The 23,064-nt window shown below is 67.5% G+C and carries 19 protein-coding genes; 4 read left to right on the forward strand and 15 right to left on the reverse strand.

Annotated elements, in window-relative coordinates; translation table 11 throughout:
* The coding region (locus VM221_02445) for a WYL domain-containing protein (GenBank protein ID HUT73679.1) at positions 1–579 on the forward strand (579 nt) is incomplete at its 5' end.
* 596 nt (positions 580–1,175) lie between these two features.
* On the opposite strand, the gene VM221_02450 is transcribed toward VM221_02445, so the two are convergent.
* Both VM221_02450 and VM221_02455 read right to left on the reverse strand, forming a co-directional pair.
* The gene (locus tag VM221_02450) at positions 1,176–5,729 is read right to left on the reverse strand and encodes an alpha-2-macroglobulin family protein (protein HUT73680.1); all 4,554 of its coding nucleotides are present in this window, start codon (positions 5,727–5,729) and stop codon (positions 1,176–1,178) included.
* Positions 5,730–5,924: 195 nt separating this feature from the next.
* Complete coding sequence (locus VM221_02455; GenBank protein HUT73681.1) at positions 5,925–6,419, reverse strand: nitroreductase family protein; 495 nt, start codon at positions 6,417–6,419, stop codon at positions 5,925–5,927.
* A gap of 174 nt (positions 6,420–6,593) precedes the next feature.
* Between VM221_02455 and VM221_02460 the strand changes: the two genes are divergently transcribed.
* Positions 6,594–7,364 carry an SIMPL domain-containing protein gene (locus tag VM221_02460; GenBank protein ID HUT73682.1) on the forward strand — a complete coding sequence of 257 codons (771 nt, stop codon included), beginning with the start codon at positions 6,594–6,596 and terminating at the stop codon, positions 7,362–7,364.
* A gap of 269 nt (positions 7,365–7,633) precedes the next feature.
* A complete protein-coding gene (locus VM221_02465) occupies positions 7,634–9,133 on the forward strand; it encodes a hypothetical protein (GenBank protein ID HUT73683.1) in 1,500 nt (499 codons plus the stop codon).
* A gap of 59 nt (positions 9,134–9,192) precedes the next feature.
* Here VM221_02465 and proB read toward each other — a convergent pair whose 3' ends face one another.
* Complete coding sequence (proB, locus tag VM221_02470) at positions 9,193–10,326, reverse strand: glutamate 5-kinase (GenBank protein HUT73684.1); 1,134 nt, start codon at positions 10,324–10,326, stop codon at positions 9,193–9,195.
* 446 nt (positions 10,327–10,772) lie between these two features.
* Here proB and VM221_02475 point away from each other — a divergent pair, with 446 nt between their 5' ends.
* Entirely contained in the window at positions 10,773–11,348 is a 576-nt protein-coding gene (locus VM221_02475) for an isochorismatase family protein (GenBank protein HUT73685.1), read from the forward strand.
* Positions 11,349–11,364: 16 nt separating this feature from the next.
* Here VM221_02475 and jag read toward each other — a convergent pair whose 3' ends face one another.
* The 12 genes from jag to recG all read right to left on the reverse strand — a co-directional run bounded on the left by jag (position 11,365) and on the right by recG (position 22,822).
* A complete protein-coding gene (gene jag / locus VM221_02480) occupies positions 11,365–12,141 on the reverse strand; it encodes an RNA-binding cell elongation regulator Jag/EloR (protein ID HUT73686.1) in 777 nt (258 codons plus the stop codon).
* Positions 12,142–12,215: 74 nt separating this feature from the next.
* Positions 12,216–13,526 (reverse strand): YidC/Oxa1 family membrane protein insertase, encoded by a 1,311-nt coding sequence (locus tag VM221_02485; protein ID HUT73687.1) that lies wholly within the window; start codon positions 13,524–13,526, stop codon positions 12,216–12,218.
* Positions 13,527–13,620: 94 nt separating this feature from the next.
* On the reverse strand, positions 13,621–13,914 hold the full coding sequence (gene yidD, locus VM221_02490; GenBank protein ID HUT73688.1) for a membrane protein insertion efficiency factor YidD: 294 nt from the start codon (positions 13,912–13,914) through the stop codon (positions 13,621–13,623).
* Positions 13,847–14,194 carry a ribonuclease P protein component gene (gene rnpA, locus VM221_02495; GenBank protein ID HUT73689.1) on the reverse strand — a complete coding sequence of 116 codons (348 nt, stop codon included), beginning with the start codon at positions 14,192–14,194 and terminating at the stop codon, positions 13,847–13,849. The genes yidD and rnpA overlap by 68 nt, the downstream gene beginning before the upstream one ends.
* Entirely contained in the window at positions 14,191–14,337 is a 147-nt protein-coding gene (gene rpmH, locus VM221_02500; GenBank protein ID HUT73690.1) for a 50S ribosomal protein L34, read from the reverse strand. Before rpmH ends, rnpA begins: the two co-directional genes overlap by 4 nt.
* 361 nt (positions 14,338–14,698) lie before the next feature.
* A complete protein-coding gene (locus VM221_02505) occupies positions 14,699–16,408 on the reverse strand; it encodes a protein kinase (GenBank protein ID HUT73691.1) in 1,710 nt (569 codons plus the stop codon).
* A 218-nt stretch (positions 16,409–16,626) separates the two neighbouring features.
* Positions 16,627–18,174 carry a peptidylprolyl isomerase gene (locus VM221_02510; protein ID HUT73692.1) on the reverse strand — a complete coding sequence of 516 codons (1,548 nt, stop codon included), beginning with the start codon at positions 18,172–18,174 and terminating at the stop codon, positions 16,627–16,629.
* A gap of 126 nt (positions 18,175–18,300) precedes the next feature.
* On the reverse strand, positions 18,301–18,486 hold the full coding sequence (locus tag VM221_02515) for a hypothetical protein (protein ID HUT73693.1): 186 nt from the start codon (positions 18,484–18,486) through the stop codon (positions 18,301–18,303).
* A 32-nt stretch (positions 18,487–18,518) separates the two neighbouring features.
* Positions 18,519–19,004, reverse strand: coding sequence for a hypothetical protein (locus VM221_02520; protein ID HUT73694.1), 486 nt, complete (start codon positions 19,002–19,004; stop codon positions 18,519–18,521).
* Between the two features lie 96 nt (positions 19,005–19,100).
* The gene (coaD, locus tag VM221_02525) at positions 19,101–19,577 is read right to left on the reverse strand and encodes a pantetheine-phosphate adenylyltransferase (protein HUT73695.1); all 477 of its coding nucleotides are present in this window, start codon (positions 19,575–19,577) and stop codon (positions 19,101–19,103) included.
* 61 nt (positions 19,578–19,638) lie between these two features.
* Positions 19,639–20,286, reverse strand: a complete 648-nt coding sequence (gene rsmD, locus VM221_02530) for a 16S rRNA (guanine(966)-N(2))-methyltransferase RsmD (protein ID HUT73696.1) — start codon at positions 20,284–20,286, stop codon at positions 19,639–19,641.
* A gap of 19 nt (positions 20,287–20,305) precedes the next feature.
* A complete protein-coding gene (gene recG, locus VM221_02535) occupies positions 20,306–22,822 on the reverse strand; it encodes an ATP-dependent DNA helicase RecG (GenBank protein HUT73697.1) in 2,517 nt (838 codons plus the stop codon).
* Positions 22,823–23,064: the final 242 nt, after the last annotated feature.

Raw genomic sequence — 23,064 nt, forward strand, 5'->3', positions numbered from 1 at the left:
GAGGGAATTCCCCGTGGCAACGACCCAGATGCTGCTCGCCGGGTGGTACCCACCCCCGATCATGGGTGGTACCCACCCCCGGCGATCACGTGGTACACATGGGGCGACTATGGCCGGTACACTCTAGCGCGACTGCTGACACTAGGACGCCTGGAATCGCGACTGCCCGCCCGCTACCGTCGGGATGTCCGCATTGCCCAGAAGAGGTTCTACTTCGATCCCACCCCTTGGTGGGAGGGAGCGCCTGTCTTAGACCATCTACACACCTTGAGGCAAGGGGTTTGGCACTCGCGCAAGGTGGCGCTGGAATACGAAAACGCCGCGGGCAAGAAGAGCAGCCGCATCGTGCGCCCTTACGGCCTCGTCGTGAAGACAACACACTGGTATCTGGTTGCCTATTGCGAAGTCCGAAAGGAGATACGCGCCTTTAGCATCTACCGCATTGCCAGCGCCAGACTGCTTGAAGAGACCTTTGCCTGGCCAGAGGGTTTCTCGCTGGAGGCGTACTGGAAGGCCCGAGTACGCGAATTCACGTCGGAGGTGGCGGAGCGAGAGCAGCACTTGAGGGCCCAGCGATAAGCTTAACCCATCGGACGGGAGTTCGAAACGCCGAGTGGTCAGCGTGTCCGAATCGAACCCTAGCAAAATCTAGGGTCGAAAAACCCGCATAAATACTGGATTCTCTACCAACGGACGGATTGGCGCAAGTCCGAAGGATTCATGGATTCGGCTCCGCTCACCACAGGGAGAAAGAAAGGCCCGGAGGGCCGTTTTGGACGTCCAAAGAGGGCGAAAAAGGGGTGAGCCGTCCGAAGGTCTGCGAAGCGCAGACCGCCGAGAATGAGGCTACTACACGCCAAAGCCCGCCTCTCCGTGAGGCGGGTTTTCTGCGAGAGAGAATGTTTCGATAAACAGAAGTGGTGGAGGCGGTGGGAATCGAACCCACGTCCGAAGAGAAGTCCCCGCCGGCTACTACGAGCGTTTCCTGCGTTCAGTTTGTCACTTCCGGCCGAGCCCACAGGCAGGCGTGCCGGTCGCTAGCTCGTGCTGTGTCCCTGCCCCGCTCATCCGCGTTCACCCAATGAGTGATGTCACCCCGAGCGCAGCGAGGGGCCCCCTGCCGTGGTTGCACCTGGAGGTAAGGGATTCCTCGTCTAGCTCGGAATGACCTCCTCTCAGCCCTCGATCGCCATCTCCACCGGTCGGGCGATGCCGACGACCTCGGGGTTGTAGTACTTGTACACTCGCGATTGCGGCGTCTTGGCCTTGATCGGGAACTTCGCCCGCAGGGTGTATGAGAACTCCAGCGGCGCGCCCGGCTTGATCTCCTCGATGTAGATGATGATCTGCCGCGCGGCGAGAGTGAACTTCTGGAACACGCCCTTATCCACCATGCGCTGCAAGTCCTCGGGCATGACCTCGAATCCGGGGGGAACGCCGAGGTCAATGATGACCATCTCGGCGACCTTGCCGGTATTGTTGGTCACCTTCACCGAGCAGGTGGCGGTGTCGTTCTGGGCGAGGCGGGTCTTGTCGTAGCTGACCTGGATGCCGAGGACTTCCTTCGGCGGCTGCTGCACGCGCTGCCACGGCAGGTAGTAGATGCTCACGATCTGGTAGAGCGCGCTGCCCTTGCCGGAGAAGGTGATCGTCACCTCGTTCTTACCGGCCTGCGCCAGGCCCTTCAGATCCACCTGGCGCATGACATCGTAGTCCTCGGGGGTAATGGCGAACTTGGCCGCCTGCTTGCCGTTGATAGACACCGTCAGCTTGGCGTCAATCTCCTGCGTGGCCTTGCCCATCGCCGCCAGCATCGCCTTGAGCGCCCACACCGTGGCCTGGGTCGTCTGCCAGGTGCCGAAGGAATCCTTGGCCTGGACGAGATAGTTCATCGCCTTGTTGGTAAGGCCGACGTGACGCCCGGATTTCACCACGGCGTAGGCGGCAAGCGCCGTCGTCTCGAGGTCGGCGCCTTGGTCGGTGGCGCCGGTAAACGTGCGCCCGGCGCCCTTCCAGTAGGCGACCTTGTCCTGCTCCACCGCTAACTCGGCGAGCATGTCAATCGCGGTCTTGCCGTCGGGATCGTTGGGGTCAATGGTCAGGAACGCGTTGGCGACCACCGCCAGCGCGTAGGGGTCCTTCTCCTTGGCGTAGTGCGCGCGGACATAATCGAGGCCCTTGCTGAGCGCCGGCCCCTGGTAGCCCGATTCGGCGAGCGCCCACGTGATGTAGGCGGTGGTGCGGAAGACATCGGTCTGGCGGTTGATGATGCCCTCGGCGATGCCGCCTTTGTCCAGCGGCCACGTGCCGTCGGCCTGCTGGCGGCCGGCCAGCCATTCCTGGGTGCGGCGGATGACGTTGGCGTCAACCTCATGCACCCGCGCCATGTCGGAGAACTCCAGCAGCCCGTAGGCGGTGAGCACCTGGTGCGCGGGCGCGTTGCCGAACCACGAGAAGCCGCCGCCCGCCACCTCGTACGACACCAGCCGCTGGTAGCCGACGCCGATGAACCCCTCGGCTTTCATCTGCAGCTCGGGGCTGACCTTGCCGGTCGTCTTCAGGTAGTCGAGCACCAGCACGTTGGGGTAGGTCACCGAAGACGTCTGCTCGAAGCAGCCGAACGGCATGCGCAGCATCGCGTCCAGCCCCTCCACCGCCTGGCTGAACACGCCGGGGTAGATCTTGACCAGGAGGTTGCTGGCGTCGGGCAGCGCCTCGGCGGGGATGACGACGGTGCGGCGGACGTCGGCGTCAATGCGGTCGTTGACCACCTCGCGCACCTCCTTGCCGTCGGGGACGACCTCGATCTGGCGCTGCATGGCGTCCGACATCTCGCTCCCGCGCGCGGTGACGGTGAGGCGGTGGTTGCCGATCTGCTTTACGCGCAGGCGGAAATAAGTCACGCCGACATCCTCGGCCTTGATGGTCACCGTCTTGGCGGCGTCACCCAGCAACTCGAACCAGGCGCCGCGCTCCAGCTCCAGCTTGATCTCCTGCGGGCGCTTCAAGTAGTTGTAGATCGCCACCGGGATCGAGACTTCATCGTTCTGCGTCAGGGCGACCGGCAGGTCAATGTCAATGAAGAAATCCTGGAACACGCGCAGGGGCAGGTCGCGGCTGCCGAGTTGCCCGCGCATGGAGGAGGCCATGGTGCTCATGCGCCAGGTGGTGATGGAGTCGGCCATGTCGAGGTCAAGGGTGGCGCGGCCGCGTTCGTCGGTGATGATCTGCGGATCGAAGAACATGGTCTCGGGGAAGAACTGGCGCACCATCACCGGCTCGGGGGCGGCGGCGTCGCCGACTTCGCGGCGGGCGTCCTTTGCCATCGCCGCGGGCGCCGCGGCCGCTTCACGCCGGCCGAAGAAGAGCCCTTCTTGCGGCATTGCGGGCATCTGCTCAGATTCCACTGCTCCGCCGCGGAAGCGACCGAGCATCTCGGCGGCGCGCAGGTCATCCACGGTATCCCACCGTCCGTCCGGCCCTGCGCTCTCCAGCCACGCGTTGGCAGCGCGGAAGCGCACGCGGTAGGGGTTGCCCCACTGGTCGCGCAGGTCGGAGCGCCGCAGCAGGCCCTCTTGCACCAGCACGGCGATGTCGGCGTTGGGATCGAGATAGCGACCGTGGCGTTGGCGATACTGTTCCAGCGCGCGGTTGATACGCTCTGCGTCGCGCGACATGGCCTGCATCCACTGCTCGCGCATCTTCGCCACCCGCTCGGTGTAGGTGTTGACGCTAAGGCTGAACCGCTCCGGACGCTCCACTGCCGCGAACAGCACCCGCGCCGCCTTCTGCTGCAGGCCCGCGCGGTCGGCTTCGGGGATCGGCAGTTCCCCGCGCACCACGCTCGCCGGCCGCAGCCCGTGGATCTCGTACCGCGGCTCCATCAGCTCGCGCTCCAGGGTGAAGTAGATCTCCGCCAGGCCCGGCTGCATCTCTTGCAGCGCATAGACCGCCTCGTCCACCACCACCACGCCGAGCGCGGCCAGCACCGGATGATTCTGCTGGTCGGTGACGGTGAACTCCACGCGGGCCTTGCCGCGCGGGCGATAGGTCTGTTTGTCGGTCGTGATGCCGATTCTCAGATCGTCCGCCGGTTTGACATAGATCAGCCGCGTGTCGCGGATGATGTTCTCGTCAGGTAGAATCTTGTAGGCATGTAGCTCAACCGTGCCTATCATATCGGGGGTGATGGGCAGCGACATCGTCGCCTTGCCGCCGCTGAGGTCGAGGGATTTCGTCAGAATGGTCTGCCCGTCGCGCACTGCGTCGAGATAGACGGTGCCGGTCTGGCGCGTGCACAGCACCGTCACGTCGAGCTTGTCGCCGGCGCGGGCGATGGCGGCGTCGGCGCGCAGGATGATGGCGTCCGCGCCGGGTTGGACGCCAAGCGGGATCGTGCGCTCTGCCTTGTTGCCCTTGCCGTCGTCGGCGACAACCGTCAGAGAGACGCCGCCGGTCGGAGTGAAACTCAGGTCCGCAATGCCCAGATCATCGGTCGTTGCCGACCGCGCCGCCCCCGTAACCGTCACGCTCAGGCGACAACGCGCCGGCGTGCCGTCGGGGTAAGCGGTGATGAGGTAAACCGTGTTGGGCAGGCCGGGGCGCAGGGTCTTGCTCTCGGGGATGGCGACGATACTGATGGGGTCCTGGGCGACGGGCATGGTCTTGGCCGCGTGCTCGCTATGGTCGGCGCGGTCGGTGACCTCCACGTCGAGCTTGGCCAGGGCCTTGCCCTGCTCCAGGGGCTGGCCGACGAACGTCTTTGGCAGCTCGATGGAATAGCGGTAAGTCCCGTTGTCATCGGTGCGCCCGTGGATTTCGCCGATCTCGGTCCAGCCGATGTCGAAGGTCGAGGCGGTGATTAGCACCTCGCCGCCGGCTACCGGCTTGCCGAAGATGTAGTCGGCTTGAAGCTTGCCCGTCGCGATCTCGCCCGGCAGGTAGAACGACTTGTCGGGGGTGATGACGATCTTGAACTTGGGCAGGACGTAGCGCTCGACGGCGATGGTCTTCTCGGCGCTGCCGAAGGGCAGCACCGCGCGCGCCCGCCAGCGACCGAGGTTGAGCTCGCTGGCGAGCTGGAAGTCGGCGCCGGCGACGCCGAAGCGTGACAGCTCAACGCCTTGCTTGAAGACCTTGTTGCCCTTGGCGTCCTCGATCTCGAAGATGACCTTCTCGCCGGCGACCGGCAGGCGCTGCGGCTTCATCAGCGCCAGCGCCCGCAGGTGGATAACCTGGCCGGGCTGGTAGATGGGCTTGTCGGTGGTGAGCAGCACCTCGGCGCGCTTGGTGATGCGCAGCGGCTGCTTGACGAGATCGGTTCCCGCGGTGCCGGCGCCGACCTCGACCACCAGCTCGTACTGGCCCGGCTCGAAAGCCGGGACGCGAAACCCGGCGTCCAGCGTGCCAGAGCGGTCGGTGCGCCGTTCGTGCAGGATGGTCAGCGCCGCGGGTTGCTCGTCACCCTTGGGCTGGGGCCGCGCGGCGACGCGCACCCACGCGCGCAGGGGCTTGCCGGTGTCATGATCGCTGACGATCACGCGCAGCGAAGCGGTGCTGCCGGCCAGCCACTGCGATTGCCCCAGGATTCGAGTCTCAAGCGGGCTGATGCCGGTGTCGGCGCGCATTTCGCGCGGGCCCACCGCGACCGCCGTCGAAATCATCGCCAGTGCGACCAAAGCGGGTCCCACCTGCGGTCGCCGCAACATCGCCAGGATACGCTTAGTCATGCTCGTCCTCCCATTCCTGCTTGCTTGATTCGGAGAGACAGACGGCACCCCGTTGTCGTTGGGTTTGACCAGCGGCGTCGGCGAAAAGTTCCACGGCGCGCGATTGCCGCACGGCGGGGCGAAGGGACTGTCCCCGAATGGGGACTGTCCCCTTGCGGGCGGGTACAGTCCACGTAGGGACGGTCCCCGCCCGTCTCAGTACCGCTCCCAGTGCAGCACCTGGTCGAGCGCGGGCTTCTCCTTCGGCTGCGCTTCGGAGGCCGGATACCCGACCGCCAGCAGGGCGACTAAGCGATGGGTCGCCGGCGCGCCTAGCAGGTCGCGGATGGTGTTGGCGTAGGGTTTCTTGTCCCCGGCTACCCAGCACGCCCCGAGGCCGCGCGCGGCGGCGGCCAGCAGGATGTTCTCGACCGCCGCGCAGCCGTCCTCCAGGAAGTACTTGACGTCCTCGCAGAGGACAGCAATGCACGCCGGCGCATCGGCGATGAACTTGCCGTAGTCGGTGGTCGCCGCGAGCCTGCCGAGCATCGCCTTCTCGGTCACCACCACGAACTGCCAGGGGTTGACCGCCATCGCCGATGGCGCGCGCCGGCCGCAATCCACCAGCTCCTCGAGCAGCTCGCGCGGCACCGGGTCGGGCTTGTAAGCGCGCACGCTCGTGCGTTTCTTGATCGCCTCGATTGCATCCATGGTATCGCCTCCCGTACGGACTAGCTTGTGGTTGAGATTGCCCGTCCGGCGGACTTTTCCTGCCGGAGAAGCCCTACATGCGGCAGGAATGCCGCAGCACGTGCCGAAGACCGCGACGGACGCCCGGCTCGGCGGCGAGCGGCGAGGGAGCCGTGAAGCAGGGAGGTATCGAGAATGCACCGAGAGTCCGTGTTCGGCCAGATCGTGGTGGTGGTGCTGGCGCTGGCGGTTCTCGCCACGCTTATTGATGCCGCAGCCTGGCGGCGCAAGCCTGCGCCGGGGCCACGGGTGCTCACGGTGACCGCTGATGCCTACGAGGAAGCCGAGCCGGATGCCGCCAGAATCTCGCTCGGCGTCAAGGCTGTGCGTCCGACGCCCAAGGAAGCAGCGAGCAGCGTCGCCCAGACCGTCCAGGCGATCAAGGCAAGGCTAGCCAGGTTGGGGGTGACAGCCGACGCGCTCGAGACCTCCGAGCTGTACCTCGGTGAGGCCACCGAGTACGACGCGGCAAAACGACGCAGCCTGCGGGTAGGGTACAAGGCCTACCACTGGCTGCGGGTTACCCTGAAAGGTGGCGACTTCGACAAGCTCCCCGATGTTGTGGACGCGGCTGTGGAGGCCGGTGCCACCAGTCTTTCGGGTCTCACCTGGGAGGTGCAGGATGAGAACGCCTTGCGGGCGGCGTCGCTGCGTCTGGCAACTGAACGGGCGATGCTAAAGGCGAAGGCCATGGCGAGCGCCGCAGGCGCCAGGATCGTCGGCGTCCAGAGCATCTCCGAGGAGTACCAGGGCGGGTGGAATTACCCATATGCCTATTCGGCAAGGGAAGCGTCTGTTGCCGCCCCGCCCGTAGTCGCCCCCGCCGAAGCCCCGCCGGGCGTGCCCGAGGTCCCCGGCAAGCTGCGCATAAGCTGTCAAGTCAAGGTCAGCCTGCTCGTGCAGTGAGGCGGCTGTGGTCGGCGACCTGGACTTGCGTGCGGCACGCTGTTGAATGGAAGGCCGCTCGCATGAGCGCGCTCAAAGGCAAGCTGGTGCGCCTGGAGTTTGCGTTCTCAGACGCAGACCTGTTCGCGTTCCTCGCTTCCGATCAGGACACCGGCGCTGAGCAGCCGCGCGGTTGATTCCTGGCACATGCCGTATGGTGTGCCGCGATGTGGGACTGAACCGGACGTCCGCCGCACTTGCGGGAGGCGGAACGGAGGTGGATTCGAGGCATGGGCACTCGGCGTTCAGAACGCGCGTTGAGCGCGATGGACTCGTCTGCCGAACAGATCATCCGCAGCGAGGCGGCCGGCAGCGCGCCGCATGAGGTCATGCTCACCGTGCCGACGATTGTCGGCGTCGGCGAACAGTTCGACATCGGCGTATCTGTGCTTGATAGAACCGGGCGTCCCTCGACCACGGGCACCAATCGGCTAACGGTGCTGGCCGGCGAGACGCTGGAGCGCGCCCGCCATGTGGAGTTCGCTCCGGGCCGCGTCGCTGCGTGCCGCATCTGTGGCGCACGAATCACCAAGCCGGGGGTGTTTCGCGTGCGGGCCATGTACGACGGGCGGTCACACTACAGCAACCCGGTTCACTGCCTCCCCCGCCCCCGGCGGCGAGTCTGGTGGGGCGACCCGCACCTCCACACAACCCTATCCGACTGCCATGCCGACTCCTGCCGGACACCCGACGTCGGCTGCGTCGCGGCCCGCGATGTGTACTTCCTGGACTTCGCTTCGCTAACCGACCATGTATCGAACGGCCGCGGCTCAAGGGGTAAGTGGAAGACGCTCCGCGCGACCGACGCGCGGTACGACGAGCCCGGTCGGTTCACGATGCTGCCGGGTTATGAGGCTTCGCTGAAGAGCGGTAGCGGCGGCGACAACAACGTGTATTTCTATGACTCATTGCCGCACTTCGTCGATGCGTATGACGATGGGGATGTCTTGACCCTGTGCAAGGGGCTGAAAGGCAAGCGGTTCTTTGTCGTGCCACACCACACTTCCCGGGCGGGCAAGCACGGCGCGCTGCGCGAGGAGATCTACCCCGGGCCCGAGGCCATGCCGCTGGTTGAAATCCACTCGAAGTGGGGCACCAGCGAGTATCGCGGAAACCCATATCCGCTCAAAGAAGTCGCCGAAGGGCCGTGCTTTGCGCAGGACCTGCTTGCCCAAGGGTATCATCTCGGCTTCATCGCCGGCACCGACGCGCACACTGCGTTGACCTTCGCTCGCGGCATCGAACCGCGCCATATCGATCGGCCGCCGGGCATCACCGCTGTAATCGGGTCGCGCCTGTCGCGCGCGAGCATCTTTCGCAACATGCGGAACCGCAACTGCTATGCCACCACCGGGGAGCGGATTCTGCTCGAGGTGTCGGTGTGCGGGAGACCGATGGGCACGGAGGTCGCGTGCTCACGGAGTGCCGCGCCCACGCGCCGCACCCTCAGAGTCAGATGCGCGGCTCGCGAGGACATCCTGTCCGTCGAGATCGTGCGCAGCGGTGAGGTGATCCACGTCGCCTCCCCAAGCCAGTGGCTGGTCGAGTTCGAGCACGTTGACGCCACGCCCTGGCGCGACTGCGCGTTATCCGCCCCCAGACTCGGGAGCACCTTCGCATACTACTACGTCCGCGTGACCACGCGGGGGGGCGCCATGGCGTGGTCAAGTCCGATCCGCTTCTCGCTGACGGCGCGACGCGAGCGGCACCGTTTTGCGGGCCTCGAGTGATCGAGCGTGGCGCAAGAGTCCTGGTCTGGACGCAACGAGCGCCCGCAGGCACCGCACGGCTATTCCAGCAGCACGAGGTTATCTCGATGGATGACTTCGTCGAAGGGGCAGCGCCCCAGCCGCGCCTCGATTTCGCTGGTGCGGCAGCGGCGGATCTTGCGCACATCGTCGGCGCTGTAGTTGACCAGCCCGCGCGCGATCTCGGCTTCGCTCGAATCCACCACGCTCACCACGTCGCCCTGGCGGAACTGGCCGGAAACGAACTCGATGCCGACCGCCAGCAGGCTCGATCCACGCTCGAGCAGCGCCCGCCGAGCACCGTCGTCCACCACCAGGCGCCCCTTGGGGGTCTGCACGAAGCCGATGCGGTGCTTGCGCGAGCGCAGCTTGCCCGGGCGCGGGACGAACAGCGTGCCCACCGCCTCCCCCTCCAGGATGCGCGTCAGCGGCCGCTCCGACGCGCCGCGCGCGATGACCATGTACACCCCCGCGTTCATGGCCGCCTTCGCTGCATGAATCTTGGCAGTCATCCCGCCTCGGCCCGCGCCACCGACGGATTCCTGCGCGACGCGCTCGATGTCGCGGGTGATGGATGCGACCGAGCCGATCAGCTCGGCGCTGCGGTCGCTGCGCGGGTCGCCGGTGAACAGCCCGTCCACGTCCGACAGCAGCACCAGCAGATCGGCGTCCATCTTGGCCGCCACCAAGGCGGCCAGGCGGTCGTTCTCGCCGATGGCCACGCCCTCGATGGACACGGGGTCGTTTTCGTTGATGATGGGCAGGGCGCCCTTGGCCAGCAGGGTCGAAAGGGTGTTGCGCAGATGGAGATAGCGGCGCGGGTCGGCGATGTCGGCCTGAGTCAGCAGTACCTGCGCCACCGGCTGGTCAAAGCGGGCGAAGACCTCGCGATAGTAGGCGATGAGCTCGATCTGGCCGACGCTGGCAGCCGCCTGGCGGGTGGGGAAGTCCTCGGTGGCTCCCGGCAGCCCCAGGCGCGCGAGGCCGCTGCGCACCGCGCCGGAAGTGATGAGCAGGATTTGCTTGCCCGCGCGCCGGCGCTCGACGATCTCCTGCGCCAGGCTCGCCAGCACCGCGCGGTTGATGGCGCCGTCGGGCGTGGCGACGACGTTGGTGCCGAGCTTGACGACGATGCGGGCGGCGCTGCGCAGGGCTTGTCGAGGCGTATCTTCCACCGCTGCCGACTCCGGCGCCATTATAGCAGATTCAGGCCGACGGGCAAGCCCAGGGGTGTGAGCACTGAGTTTCGGCATGCCCCACAAGTCACGCCTCTCCCTTCCAGAGCCTGCCCTGAGCCTGTCGAAGGGGAGAGGATCAAGGTGAGGGTAAACACTCCCGCCGTCCACCCTCACCCGGCTCGCCAGCGCTCGCCGACCTCTCCCTTCCAGGGAGAGGGGTGGGCACCGCCCGCCGCCGCACCAAAGAAAGAAGGTAACACCCAAGCCCAGGGCGACGTAGGGGTGCGGTTGCGCAGGGTCGGAAGCAGTCGAGCTCAACCATATGCCGTCCCCGCCGGCGACCAGCGCCCACCTCGCCGGCAAAGGGAAACCGCCCCCCGCGTTGAAGGCTCCTGTGGCACCCGCGGTCATGCGGGGAGCATTATCAGGAGCCCCAAGACAGCATGCGACACGCCAATATCCTGCGCCGGGATGATGCGTTTGTGGTGGTAGTGGACATGCAGGCCTCGGTGTGGAACCTGGTGCAGCGCAAAAAGCGCGTGCTGCAGGGGGTGCAGTTGCTGCTGCGGGCGGCGCCGCTGCTGGGCCTGCCGGTCATCGCCACCGAGCAGAACCCCGGCAAGCTGGGGCGGACGCTGCCCGAGGTGGCGGAGCTCCTGGGCGACGCGCCGGTGATCGGGAAAATGGCCTTCAGTTGCTGGGGCGAGCCCGTCTTCACCGACGCCGCGGGGGCGCTGGGGCGCGGCACCGCGATCGTTTGTGGCATCGAGACCCACATCTGCGTCCTGCAGACCGCGCTCGACCTGCTGCGCGCCGGCTACCGCACGCACGTGGTCGCCGACGCCGTCGCCTGCCGGAGAGAGCTTGATGAGCGGACGGCGGTGGACCACCTGCGCGCCGCGGGGGTGATCATCACCACCATCGAAACCGCGCTCTTCCAACTGCTGGAGCGCGCCGGCACCGACGAGTTCCGCGCGGTATCGAGGCTGGTCAAAGCGCGGGCGGCGGCGGATGCTTGATGATCGGAAGGGGCACCTACTGCCCGTCCCGCCCCTCAGGCTCCTCTTTCAGTTCCTCGTCCCCTTCGCTCTCCGGGCCTTCCCCCGGCAGTTCGGGCTCCGGCTCTTCCGGCCCCCGCGGTGCGCCGGGCGGGTAGCCCCGTCCGCGGCCGTCGCGGCGACCTGGGCGCGCGGCCCCGCGCGGCTCGATCACGATGCGACGCACCGGCTCCTCGCCGATGCTGCGCGTGGTGACGCTGGGTTCATCGGCGAGGACGGTGTGGATGATGCGGCGCTCGTGCGGCAGCAACGGGTCAAGGGTAATCGCCTCCCCGGTTTGCTGGGCCCTGCGAGCGGCCCCCAGCGCGAGATGGCGCAGGGACTCCTCGCGGCGGGCGCGATAGCCCTCGGCGTCGAGGATGATGCGCTTGCGATTCTCCTCGCCGCGATTGACCATGAGGCCGAGCAGATGCTGCAGCGCGGCGAGGGTCTGCCCGTGCTTGCCGATGAGCAGCCCCAGCTCGGTGCCTTCGATGTCAATCACGGCCTGGGAATCGTCCTCCTCAATTACCTTCGGCTTGGCTTCCACGCCCATGTGCGCGAGCATCTCGGCCAGGGTGTGCGCGGCGCCCTCGCCGAGGCTCAAGTGCGAGGTCACGCGTACTCGCGCCTGCGTCGTGCCGAGGATGCCGAGCAGCGATCGGCTTTCCTCCAGGATCTCCACCTCCACCCGCTCGCGGGGCAAGCCCAGCTCCTCCAGCGCCAACTGAATGGCTTCCTCCGCAGTCCTCGCCGTCTTCTCGATTGACGCCATGTCTCACGTCCCCCAATCTTCGTGCCTATGCGGCGGCGCCGCAGACGCCCCGGTCTCGTCCGACCCCGCGGCCGCTACTTCTTGCGTCGGCGGCGCGGACGCGCTTTCGCCGCCGCGCCCTCCGGCGCCCCCCCGGCGGGCGCAAGCGCGGGCGCCGGCTGGCGCATCATATACCACTGGTGCCCGGTGATGAGAATGTTATAGAACAGCCAGTAGAGGATGAAAGCGGCCGGCAGCGTCGCAAAGAAAACCGTCAGCATCAATGGCATCATCAAGGTCATGGTCTTTTGCATCTGCTGCTGCTGCGGGTCGGCGCTGGGCATGGTCGTCAGCTTCTGCGAGAAGTAAAGGCTGATGGCATACATGATCAGCAGCGGCATGTTGGGATGCGCCAGGTTCTCGATCCACAGGAAGCGGGCACTGGAGAGCTGGAAAATGTAGAATCGTATCCCCTGGTATACCCCGATCAGGATCGGCATCTGGATGAGCATCGGCAGGCATCCGCCCAGGGGGTTGATCTTGTACTTCTTGAACAGCCGCATCTGCTCCGCAGCCAGCGCCGGCCGGTCTCCCTTGTGCTTCTCCTGCAGCTCCTTGATCAGCGGCTGCAAGCTCTGCATGGCGCGGATGGAGCGGAACGAGGAGCTGGTGAGCGGCGTCGTCACCAGCTTGACCACCACCGCGATGAGCAGCAGCGCCAGCGCATGCGAGTAGCGGCGGTCGCCACCCAACAGCGCCACGAACCGCGACACCGCCTGGTAGCGCCAATCGCCGCGCTGGAGCAGATCGAGGGCCATCTGCGCCGCCTGCGCCGCCGCCACCAGCTCCAGCCGACCCTGAGGAGCGCCGGCCAGTACCGACGGCCAGACGATGCCCCCTTGCACCCGGGGTCGCCCCGACGCCGCCGGCACCCGCTGCCACAGGGTGGCGCCCAGCGGGGCCGTCGCGGCCCGGCCGTAGGCCTTGATCGCCTCCTTGCGATCCCGCAGTCCCAGCAGATTGATTTCGCCCTCGCGGAAGTTCGCAGGTGGTCCCAGAGGACCTCGTTCGAGCTTGTGGTAACCGGCTGCCGCTTCGCGGAATTGCTGGTCGCGCTCCAGGGCGTAGGCGATAGCGAATTCCAGACGCGCGGTTTCTAGCGGATCGGGCTTCTCCTGCGCCTGGGCGCTGCGCAGCTGCTCCTCCCAGTCCCGGCGCAGATCACGCGTCGCGTCGCGGGTAGCCGCTTCCACCTCGTTGAGCGCCCGTTCCACCCGCTTCATTTGCTCGCGGGGAAGCGCCGTCTGGGGGCGACCTACGCACCCGCCGGCAAGCAACACCGCCAGCACCGCGGTGCAGCCCAGGGCTATCAGGCGACGTATGATGCGAAAGTCAATGGGTCTCACCACAGCCTCGTTCCAGATTGCGCTTCGCCGCCGGGTGTCCCCGCCGCCATCGCCTCGGGGGCGATCCGACGCACGCCAACCGCGTCGCACTGACTCAGCGCACTGGGTCGAATCCCCCCGGGTGCAGCGGGTGACAGCGGCTCAGTCGCCTGAGCACGAGCCATGCTCCGCGGGATAGCCCGTGCTTCACAATGGACTGGCGCGCGTATTCGGAGCAGGTGGGGTAGAACCGGCATGTTTGCGGCAGCAGCGACGAGATGCGGCGCTGGTAGAGCCGCAGCAGCCACAGAACCGCGCGCGCGGCCAGTCCACGAGCGGAGCTAGTCGTCGTGCCTGGATATCCCGGCCCTGCGCACCAGGCGGCAGAGCGATTCTCGCAGTTGACCATGAGTGACCGTACGGGCAGCGTCCCGCGGAATCAAGACCAGGTCCCATGCGCCCTGCGAGCGGCACAGGACAGCGCGCGCGGACTCGCGCAGCCAGCGGCGTATCCGGTTGCGTTGCACCGCCCCGCCGAAGCGCTTGCCTACCACCACCCCGACGCGGACGGTCTCGAGCCCCGCCTGATCCGGCCGCCTCAGCGCACGCAGCGCCAGCAGACTGTCGCTGTGACGGGCGCCGCTCTCCAGCGCGCGGCGAAAGCTGCCGCTCCCGTGCAGAGCGATCACCTGCCGGGGCCGACGGTCAGCCGAATGCGGCCTCTCTCCCTGCGTCGCTTAATGACCCTCCTGCCAACGGGGGTTCGCATGCGGCGAAGAAAACCGTGAACCCGCTTGCGGCGGCGCCGCTTGGGTTGGTAAGTCTGCTTCAAGTCGGTTGCCCTCCAGCTCCGCGCCGTAGTATAGCACACATTCATCGGCCCCAGCAAGTAGGGCCGCCGCGGCGGCCGGCGCACAGGCGGTTGAGGCAAGGGGCGCTCGCGGCGACGCCTCAAACGGCAATCGCTCGCCGCTCGCGGTCGCGTGAAGGTTGATGCGGGTGCAGCCGTTTCTGGAGGTTGGCGAGATCACCGACGGGGGCGGCGCATTACCACTGATGCTGATCCGATCGGCCGCAGGCATCACCCCACGGCCGAGATTCAACCGGAGTGTGAACGCGCCGCGTGCTGCGCCCGTTTCGACTGTCGCCGTCGCCTGCCGGCACTCCGGGCGCCGTCGGCGTGGGCGCCCGCGTCACTCGCCGGCGGGTGCGGGCGGAGCGGCCGGGGCGGGCGGTTCGCTGGTCGTCCCGGCGCCCCCAGGCGTCTCGGCGCCGTAGACCCGACTCCAACGCTCGCGGCCCGCGACCAGCACTCGCACCACTGCGCGCCCGGCGTAGCGCACCTTCACCGGTGGTAGCTGGTCGCCGGCCATGTGCTGGGCGTCGTAGAGCACGCGCTTGCCGCGATCGTCAACCACCTCGATGCGCACCTGGACACGCCCCGCGCCGGCATCGTCGGGCACGGTATAGGCGATGGTCGCCTCCGCGGTATCCGGCCCGCCGTTCTCCGGGGGCACCCACGTTGTCGGCGGCTTGCCCCGGCTGATGATCAGCGCCACCCGCGTGCGCTTGTCCACCTGCTCCCGCGCGCTCGGCTCGGAGGATATGACATAGCCCACGGGGACTTCGTCGTCGTACTGCTCGATGATCTCCCCCGGCTCGAGATTCGCCTGGCGCAGCATCGTCTGCGCCTGCCGCTGCGACATGCGCGCGAGATCGGGCACCGTGACATATCTCGGCCCCAGGCTCAACCACACGGTGACTGCGGTATCCGGCGCCACCCGCGCCAGCGCGCGGGGGTTCTGGCGCACGATCAAGCCCGGCGCCTGCTCGGCGTACACGCCTTCCCGGTCGGCGCGGTAGACCAGCCCCCGGTCGGCGAGCAAGCGCTGCGCCGAGACCGCGTCGAATCCCGCCACCTCCGGCACCGTCACCAGCCCCGGCTGCTCGCGCCCAGCGGCATAGAAGTACGTTCCCGCGCCCGCCCCGATGACGGCCACGGTCAGCGCCAGCCACCCGGCACCTCGCCGCAGGCGACGTCCGCGCGACACCGATCGCCGGCGCTGCGGGGCGCCGTCGTGGCTGCTCAGGCGTTCGCGCGCATCCTCCAGGTATCCCCGCAGCTCGGCGGCGCTGGCGTAACGCCGCGCCAGCGATTTCTCCAGGCACTTGAGGATGATGCCTTCCAACTCCGACGGCAGGTGCGGGCGATACTCGCTGGGGAGTGGCGGCTGGTCGTAGATCTGGCGATGGGCGACCGCGACGGGATTCTCGCCTTCGAACGGCCGCCGTCCGGTTAGCGCCTCGAACAGCACGATGCCGAGCGAGTAGAGGTCCGACTGGGGGCCCACCGCGTCGCCGCGCGCCTGCTCCGGGGAGAAGTAGTGCACTGAGCCCATGATGGTTCCGGTGCCGGTCTGGCTGGAGGCGCTCATGGCCTTGGCGATGCCGAAGTCGGTGACTTTGACGCGGCCCTCGGTGTTGATGAGAATGTTGTGCGGCTTGACATCGCGGTGGACGATGCCGCGGCCGTGAGCGGCGGCGAGGGCGGCCACCACCTGCAGAGCGATGGCGATGGCGGTTGCGGGATCGAGGGGGCCTTCGCGGCGCAGGCGCTGCTCGAGATTCTCCCCCTCGACGTACTCCATCACGATGTAGTGGCGGCCGCCGTCGGCGCCGCTGTCGTAGACGGAGGCGATGTTCTCGTGGGACAGGCTGGCGGCGGCCTGCGCCTCGCGGCGGAAGCGCTGCACGAAATCGGGGTCGCTGATGAACTGCTCGCGCATGACCTTGACTGCCACCGTACGGTCAAGCACGATGTCGTGGGCGCGGTAGGTGATTGCCATGCCGCCCTTGCCCACCTCGTCGCCCAATTCGTAGCGGCCGCTAAGGAGGGTCTTCACGATACCTTCCGCCGGGTAGCGCGGATGATTCATAATCCGCGCTACCGCAGGCGACTTGTCCGCCTCCGGCGGAGAAGTGAAACGACGCCAAAGGCGTATAAAGGTGAGCGGTGACAAAGGCTGCCTGGGGTGAGCCTGCGGTCACCTGTCACCTTTCTCCTTTCGGGCCTGCGCTTGCGCGCGTGGCGCGGCGGGCTGCCGGCAAGCTTCCAAACCGCTCAATCGGGAGGGGTGGCTGCGGCCGGGGGCTGCTGCGTCTCGCCGGGGCGGGACGCTCCGGCCTTGCGCTGGGCCTCCCCCGCCGACTTCCGCGCCGCGGCCTCCGCCCGCTTGCTATCTTCGGCGAGCTTGCGCTCCCGCTCCTGCATCCAGCTCAGCTGGCGAGCCGCCGCCGCCTTCTCGCCGAGGCCCTGGTACGCGATCAGCAGCTCCTGGCGCACCCGGTCGTTATCGGGCGCCTCGTCTTCCGCCAGCTTGTAGTTGTCGAGGGCCTCTGCCCGGTCGCCGAGCTTGGCGTACGTGCGCCCCAGGGCGAGGAAGACGTCCTCAAGCCCGGACATCGCCACCCCGAGGCTTCGCTCGTACATGTCACGGGCGTCGCCCCACTTGCCCTTGGCGCTGTAGAGCCCGCCCAGGCTGAAGCAAATCGCGGCGTGCACCTGGTCGCCCAGCCGCGTGGCGTGCTTGAGCGCCTGCTTGAACTCGGCGATGGCGACATCGATCTTGCCCTCCGTCATGGCCTTAGCTGCGCGCATCTCGGGGTCGCGAATTTCCACCCGGGCCTGTCGCTGCAGGCGCTCCATGAACTCGCCCCACACCTGCGTCTGCTGCTGCTGGGCGTACTGCCGGCGGTACTCGGCCCGCTTGCGGTCGAAGTCAGCGGGCAGGTTGCTGCGTTCCGCCTCCACCTTGATGATTTCGTAGCCCTCCGGCGTTCTCACCAGGCCGCTCAACTGGCCCACCCGCAGGCCGAACGCAGTCGTCTCCAGATCGGGCCACGTGCGCCCGCGGCCGATGAACCCCATGTCGCCTCCCTTCGCCGCGGTCGCCTTGTCATCCGAGCTCTTTTGCGCCATCGCCGCGAAATCGGCGCCGGCCTTGAGCTTCGCCAGCAACTGTTCCGCCTTCTCCCGCGCCATCGCCTCCGACAGCCCCGCCTTGCCGCTTTCGTCAATGCGCACCAGCAGCCGCCGCACGCGGATCTCCCGATAGCTCTTGCGCACATCCTCGTCGCTGGTCCGCACCTGGGACACCACCTGCTGCTGCAGCCGTTGGATGAGCATCTGCTCGCGCAGCTCATCCTTCCGCCCCTGCACGGAGGCCTCGACCAGGCGCCGGTAATCCCGGTCGCCCCCGCCGCGCTGCTTGAGCTCCGCTTCCACCTGCTGCGCCAGCTCTCGCTTGAGCTCCCGGGACGAGACCTTGATTCCCTCCTGCTTGGCGGCCGCCACCAGCAGCCGTTCCTGCATCATCTCCTCCAGCAGGCGCGCCCGCAGCGGCTCCAACCCGCCGAGCGACATCAACCCCGCACGATCCCAACGCTCGTAGATCCCCTGGAACAATGTCTCGTAGCGGGCGCGGCCGATCTTCTCGCCGTTAACCACCGCCAAGACCTCGTCCCCGCGCCGGTCCTCGCTCCGAGGCGGGGGACTCAAAATCCCGGGACCAAACACGATGGCCGAGCCGACGATGAAAACCGCCAGGAATGCCCACATGAGGAGGCGCATGTGCCGGCCGAAGTTCCTGCGCATGTTGACGAAGCCCATACCTGTTTAGCCCTCCGCGCTCGGTGGCGACACGTCTATTGCACGTCCCCTATTATATGCTACTTCGGCCCGCAATTGAAGCGGGAGACGTCCGCCCTGACCGCTCCCGCCGCCCCGGCCCGCGCCCTACGCCCGCTGGTAGAACCATGCGACGGGCAGTACGCGCAGTTTGAGCGAGTGCCCGAACGCCAGCGCCGAGCCGGTGACATCGTAGGTGATGACCGCGCGGTCGCCGACGAAGACCAGGCTGGAGTGCTCGGCGACGACGAAGTCGTCCTCGCGCAGGCCCTCCAGCCTGCGTAATACCGGCACCGGCCCAGAGCCTGTGCCGGCGGCGCGGGCGCCTAGCGCGAGCCCTCCTCGGGAGTGGTATCGTTGATGGGGACGTCCTGCTCCAGGCGTTGGCGGCCGCGCTCGATGGTGGTCAGGAGCTTCGCAGTGTAGCTCTCGAGATTGGTGAGCACGCGCTTCGCATAGTCGTTGACCTCGCGCCGAGTCTGCTCGGCCTCCTCGCGGGCGCGTGCCAGGATCTCCTCCGACTGCCGCACCGCCTGCTTGCTAATCTCGTCGTTGGACACCAGCAGCGCCGCCTGCTCCTGCGCCTCGGCCAGGATGCGCCCCGCCTGCTCGTGCGCCTCGGCAAGGATGCGATCGCTCTCGCGGGCGATGCGGCTCGCTTGCTTGAGGTCCTCCGGCAGGGACGCCCGCAGGCGATTGAGGAGGGTGAAGAACTTCTCTTCGTTGACGCCCCACGCGCGCTGGAAGGCGTGCCACTTGGTTTCACGATCCACCACGTCCTCGAGCTGGCGGATGATCTCGAGGCTGTCCATGTCACGCACCGATTGCGGCTTTAGGTCTTCGATCGCAGGATCCCCCTTTTCATAGGTTCCCGTCGCCCGCGCGCGGCTGATCTCCCCGCGCCGCGCTCACCGGAACTTCTGCTGCAGGCGCGCGCGCACCTGCGGCGGCACGTAAGGACTGACGTCGCCCCCCAGCCGCGCGATCTCCTTGACCGTGCTGGAGCTCAGGAACAGGTTCTCGGGGCTGGTCATGAAGAACACCGTCTCCACCCCCTGGCCGAGGGTGCGATTCATGAGCGCCTGCTGGAGTTCGTACTCGAAGTCGGACACCGCGCGCAGGCCCTTGACCGCCACCGACGCGCCCTGCTGCGCGGCGAACTCGACCAGCAGCCCACCGAAGGCGTCCACCTCCACGTTGGCCAGGTGGGCACAGGTATCGCGCAGCATCGCCACCCGCTCCTCGCTGCTGAACAGCGGCGCCTTGTTCGAATCCGTCGCCACCGCGACCACCACTCGCTCGAATAGCTCCGCCGCCCGCTCGACGATGTCGAGATGGCCGTTGGTGACGGGATCGAAGCTGCCGGGATATACGGCTACCGCCATGCGCAAGCCTCCCTCAATCCTCGAATAGCCGGGCGGCGCGGACGGTGTCCACGCCCGACCGTTACCGCGCGCTCGGGGCGTCGGTGTGCGGTTCGCGCCGCGGCCGATAGAAGGTCAGAGCTGTGTCGCCGTAGCGGCGGCTGTGCTCGAGGCACAGAGTCCCGCTCGCCGCTGGCGGGCCGGCGCGCGCCTCGTGCTCTACCACCACCACCGCCCCGGGAGCCAAGATTCCACCTTCGCGCGCTATTTCCTCCAGCGCTCCCTCCAACGCCCTCCGGTCGCGGTAGGGCGGATCCATGAAGACCATGTCAAACTTCGCCCCCGCGCTTGCCAATCCTCGTACTGCTGTCGCCGCATTGCCCGGCAGCACGCTCAGCCGCGTGGCTAGGTCGCTGCGCGACCGCCACCCCGGCCCCAAAGGCTTAGGGGCTTGCTCCGCGGCGCCTCCCACCAGGTCCGCATTCGCCCGGATCACGCGCAGCGCGCGGTCGCTCGCCTCCACCAGCACCACTCGCGATGCGCCGCGGCTCAGCGCCTCCAACCCCACCGCCCCCACGCCGGCGAAGAGATCGAGGAAACGGCAGCCGACGACGCGGGCGCCCAGCATGTCGAACAGCGCCTCGCGCGTGCGCTCGGAGGTCGGGCGCACGGCGTGCCCGCGCAGCGACTTCAGTTTGCGCCCCCGCAGCTCTCCTCCGATGATGCGCATGGCACTCCGTCGCCACCGGCTATGGCGCCGCCGCCTCCATGCGGCGCCGGATCTCGGCGGTGCGCTCTCGCAGCAGCGCGTGCTCGGATCGGTCCAACTGCGGGTCCTTCTCCACCAGGGCGAGCGCTGCCTGCCGCGCCTGCTCGAGCAAGGCGACGTCTCGCCCCATGCGCGCCACCCGCAGATCCTCGAGCCCGTGCTGGCGCGTGCCATAGAACTCCCCCGGCCCGCGCAGCAGCAGATCCTCCTCGGCGATGACGAAGCCGTCGGTGGTCTCGACCATGGCTCGCACCCGCCGCCGTCCCTCCTGCGCGGGATCGTCGCCGGCGCTGCGCAGGTGCGGGTTGTAGCGGCCGTCCGTCACCAGCAGGCAGTACGACTGGCAACTGCCGCGGCCGACGCGCCCGCGCAGTTGGTGAAGCTGGGCCAGTCCGAATCGCTCGGCGTTCAGCACCACCATCACCGACGCGTTGGGCACGTCCACCCCGACCTCGATGACGGTGGTGGAGACCACGATGTCGGTTTCGCCGCGGCGCAGGGATTCCATCGCCGCGTCCTTGTCCGCGGTGCTCATCCTGCCGTGGAGCAGTCCCAGGCGCAGATCCGGGAACACCCGCGCGCGCAGTTCCTCGTGCAGCTGCACCGCCGCCTCCGCCTCCAACTTCTCCGACTCCTCGATGAGCGGGCACACAACGTAGGCCTGCCGCCCCTGGGACACCTGCTGGCGCACGAAGGCGAAGGCCTCGTCCTGGCGCTGCGCCGGCAGCCATCGCGTCTCCACCGGCTTGCGCCCCGGGGGCATCTCGTCCAGCGCCGATACGTCGAGGTCGCCGTAAACCGTCAGCGCCAGCGTGCGCGGGATGGGGGTGGCGGTCATCACCAGCAGCTCGGGGGTCGGCCCCTTGTCGCGCAGGGCCGCCCGCTGCACGACCCCAAAGCGGTGCTGCTCGTCCACGACGGCGATGCCCAGCCGATGAAACTCCACTCCCTCCTGAATCAAGGCGTGCGTGCCCACGATCACCGGTGTCTGGCCGCTGCGCACGCGCTCGTAGATGCGCTCCTTGTCGCGCTTCTTGACCGAGCCGATGAGCAGCTCCACGCCGATGCCGAAGTCCGCCAACTGCCGCGACAGCACCAGGTAGTGCTGCTCCGCCAGGATCTCGGTCGGCGCCATCAACGCCCCCTGGCAGCCATTGTCCACCGCGGTCAGCAGCGCCGCCACCGCCACTATCGTCTTGCCCGAGCCGACATCGCCCTGCAGCAGGCGGTTCATGGGGCGGTCGGAGGCCATGTCGGCGGCGATCTCCCCGATGACGCGCTTCTGCGCGGCGGTGAGGCGGAAGGGCAGCTTCGCCTCCAGGCGTTGGCTGAGGTCGCCGCGCGGCGGCAGTCGCATGCCCAGCCCCGGCGCCTGGCGCTCCGACTTGCGCTGCGCCAAGGCCAATTGCAGCAGCAAGAACTCCTCGAACGCGAGGCGGCGCCGGGCGCGGCGCAGGGCCGTCTCGTCTCGCGGCCAGTGGAGGTTAGTCAGCGCCTCCGCGATGCCGCATAGATGATGCTCGGTGCGGAGGCGCTGCGGCAGCGCCTCCGGAGCCGCCGTGGCGTAGCCTTCGAGCAGACCCCGGATTGCCCGCCGCAGGTACATCTGATAGACGCCGTCGGTAAGCGGATAGACGGGTACCAGTTGCCCCGGCGCCATTTCGTCCGCCCAGGTGTCGGCGGAGGCCTCCAGGTATTGGACCTCGACCGACCCGGCCCACACCTTGGCCGTGCCGTCAATGAGCAGGCGGGCGCCCGGCTCGTGCGGCAGGGTCAACGGGTTCCACTGGGTCAAGCGCTTGCTCCCGGAGTAGCTGACGAATGAGGTCACCCACGCCTTGCCGCTGTCGTCGGCGACCTCGAGCGCGTAGCGGCGCACGCTGTTACCCCGCGAGCGCCGTAGCACGGAGACGTCGCGCTGGACGACGGTGGCCCGCATGAACACGCGCTCGCCGTCGGCGATGTCGGCGATGCGCTTGTACGTTACGTAGTCGCGCGGGAAATGCAGCAAGAGGTCGCGCTTCGCGTGAATGCCCAGCTTGGGCAGGCGATCAATCCACTTGGGGCGCCTGCCCTTGCCCGCGTACTCGTAGGGGGCATCCAGCTCGCGCCACTTCGCGCGGTCTGGGGGTTGCGGCGCAGGTCGTGCGGGCCGCGCCGCCTCGGGCGCGCGACGGCCGCTCCTGGTGGCCGCGCCAGCGGTGGGCTGACCGTCGAGCTCGCGTACCTGCTCCAGCGCGCGCAAGGCGGCCGCCACCATAGGCTGGCGCTTCTCGATCCCGGCGGCGTCATAGCCCGCCAGCCGCCGCCGCACGACCGCGAATCGCTCGCGAATCTCCTTCGTCGCGCCCTCATGTTCGCCCCTGCGCGCCCATTCGCCGGCATAGGCGGCAATGCCATTGGTCGCCGAGCGGTTGTCGTAGCCGTTCTTCTGCTCCAGCCGCAACGGCTTTTCGAGGAGAGCGACGATATCGCGGACAGTGGGCGGGGCAGCCATGGCGGATCCAGGCTAATCTCAATGCTGCTCAGTTAAGGCCAAGAGATGTCATTCTGAGCCTTGGCGAAGAATCCTGGGATGGGATGTTCTCCAGGCAAGATCCTTCGCGTTGCTGCTATGTAAGAGTCAAGGCTCTTTTTCCGAGCGTGCTGTTTTTAGGTATTGGTTGATGGCACAGACTGGTGAATGCGCTGAGCAGGAAGGCTTGCTGCTATACGTGGCATTCCTCAATGGGAATCACA

This window comes from Armatimonadota bacterium (assembly GCA_035527535.1).
Taxonomy (GTDB): domain Bacteria; phylum Armatimonadota; class Hebobacteria.